The sequence below is a fragment of the Streptomyces pathocidini genome (genome assembly GCF_001418495.1).
GTDB lineage: Bacteria > Actinomycetota > Actinomycetes > Streptomycetales > Streptomycetaceae > Streptomyces > Streptomyces pathocidini.
The window spans coordinates 1-2,548 of record NZ_LIQY01000655.1 but is presented as its reverse complement, the minus strand read 5'-3'; the positions used below and the strand labels follow the sequence as shown (position 1 = coordinate 2,548).

Here is a 2,548-nt window from a genome sequence, read left to right as displayed (position 1 = left end):
GCGCATGCGGTGACCGGCTACTGGCAGAACTTCGACAACGGTGCGACCGTGCAGAAGCTGCGCGACGTGCAGAGCCAGTACGACATCATCGCCGTCGCCTTCGCCGACGCCACAGCCACGCAGGGCGCGGTGGACTTCACCCTCGACCCGGCGCTCGGCTACGCGAGCGAGCAGGAGTTCAAGAACGACATCGCGGCCAAGCAGGCGGCGGGCAAGTCCGTGATCGTCTCGATCGGCGGCCAGAACGGCACGGTCGCCGTCAACAGCGCGGCCTCGGCGACGAACTTCGCGAACTCGGTCTACGCGCTGATGCAGGAGTACGGCTTCGACGGCGTCGACATCGACCTGGAGAACGGCCTCAACTCCACCTACATGACCCAGGCGCTGCGCTCGCTGGCCGGAAAGGCGGGCAGCGACCTGGTCATCACGATGGCGCCGCAGACGCTCGACATGCAGTCGACGTCCAACGAGTACTTCAAGACAGCGCTCAACATCAAGGACATCCTGACCGTCGTCAACATGCAGTACTACAACAGCGGTTCCATGCTGGGGTGCGACGGCAAGGTCTACTCCCAGGGCTCCGTCGACTTCCTCACCGCCCTCGCCTGCATCCAGCTGGAGGGCGGGCTCGCCCCCTCCCAGGTCGGCATCGGCGTCCCCGCCTCCACCAGCGGCGCGGGCTCCGGCTACGTCACCCCCAGCATCGTCAACGCCGCCCTCGACTGCCTCGCCAGAGGAACGAACTGCGGCTCCTTCAAACCGCCCAGGACGTACCCGACCCTGCGCGGCGCGATGACCTGGTCCACCAACTGGGACGCCAGCAACGGCAACCAGTGGTCCGGGACCGTGGGGCCGCACGTCCACGGGCTGCCGTAGCCACACCTCGTACGCCCAGAACGCCACCCCCCACCAGGGCCGCCGCCGTTCCCGCACGGCGGCGGCCCGCCCGCGCGGCTCCTCCCGTACGGAGACCGGCCCGCCACCGCCCGTACACGCGCGCCCGGTACCGTCACCCCGGTGAACGCTCCCCCGAACGCCCCCGGCGAACTGCGCCGCCGCCTCGGCGTCTCCGACGCCGTCGTCATCGGGCTCGGCTCCATGCTCGGGGCCGGGATCTTCGCCGCGCTCGCGCCCGCGGCCCGCGCGGCCGGGTCCGCGCTGCTGCCGGCGCTCGCGGTCGCGGCCGTCGTCGCGTACTGCAACGCCACCGCCTCGGCCCGGCTCGCGGCCCGCTACCCGGCCTCCGGCGGTACGTACGTGTACGGGCGCGAGCGGCTCGGCGCGTTCTGGGGGTACCTCGCGGGCTGGGGGTTCGTCGTCGGCAAGACCGCCTCCTGCGCGGCCATGGCGCTGACCGTGGGCGCGTACGCCTGGCCGGGGCAGGCGCACGCGGTGGCGGTCGCGGCCGTGGTGGCGCTGACAGCCCTGAACTACACCGGAGTTCAGAAGGCGGCCTGGCTGACCCGCGCGATCGTCGCGGCCGTCCTCGCGGTGCTCGCGGCGGTCGTCACGGCCTGCCTCACCAGCGGGACGGCGGACGCGGGACGGCTGGTGCCGGGCGGTGGCGACGCGACGCCCGCGGGGGTGCTCCAGGCGGCGGGCCTGCTGTTCTTCGCCTTCGCCGGGTACGCGCGGATCGCCACGCTCGGCGAGGAGGTGCGCGATCCGGCGCGCACCATCCCGCGCGCGATCCCCATCGCACTCGGGCTGGCCCTCGTCGTCTACGCGGCGGTGGCCGCCGCCGTCCTCGGCGTGCTCGGCCCGGAGCGCCTGGCCGAGACCACCGCCCCACTCGCGGAGGCGGTACGCGCCGCGGGTGTTCCCCAACTCGCCCCCGTCGTACGGGTGGGAGCCGCCGTTGCCGCGCTCGGCTCGCTCCTCGCCCTGATCCTCGGCGTCTCGCGCACCACGCTGGCCATGGCCCGTGACGGCCACCTCCCGCGCGCGCTCGCCGCCGTGCACCCGCGCTTCCACGTGCCGCACCGCGCGGAGCTGGCGGTCGGCGCGGTCGTCGCCGTCGCTGCGGCCACGGCCGACCTGCGGGGCGCCATCGGCTTCTCCTCCTTCGGCGTCCTCACCTACTACGCGATCGCCAACGCCGCCGCCTGGACCCTGACCCGAGAGGAGGGGCGCCCCGCGCGCGCCCTCCCGGCCACCGGCCTTATCGGCTGCGCCGCTCTGGCCTGCACCCTCCCGCCGGCCTCGGCGGCGACGGGCGCCGCGGTCCTCGCGGCGGGGGCGATTGTCTACGCGCTTCGGCGCGGCCGCCGGACACCCTGACGCGGCGGCGTACGGCGTACGGGCTGCACCTCCACTGGAGCGTGACCGTCCCGGGTCCAGTGCCTCCGAGGGATGGCCGCTGCCGCACCCTCGCCGGAGCGTGGCCGCTCCGGGCCAGTGCCTACGGCGGCCCTGAGGTCGCTGGTGGCGGGGAGGGGGTGTGTCGGGGTGCCCCCGCAGGGCGGACAACGAACTCCGGCGGATAGCCGGGTACGAATCCCGCACGTTGGCCGCCCGAGGTGGGTACTCCCCCAGCGGTAGCTGGGGG

The 2,548-nt window shown here is 73.9% G+C and carries 2 protein-coding genes; both read left to right on the top strand.

The window, feature by feature from the left end; translation table 11 throughout:
* On the top strand, window positions 1–876 hold an 876-nt coding region (locus AOK16_RS24125; RefSeq protein ID WP_169790952.1), incomplete at its 5' end, for a chitinase.
* 141 nt (window positions 877–1,017) lie between these two features.
* The gene (locus AOK16_RS24120; protein ID WP_055474227.1) at window positions 1,018–2,280 is read left to right on the top strand and encodes an APC family permease; all 1,263 of its coding nucleotides are present in this window, start codon (window positions 1,018–1,020) and stop codon (window positions 2,278–2,280) included.
* The last annotated feature ends 268 nt before the right edge of the window (window positions 2,281–2,548 follow it).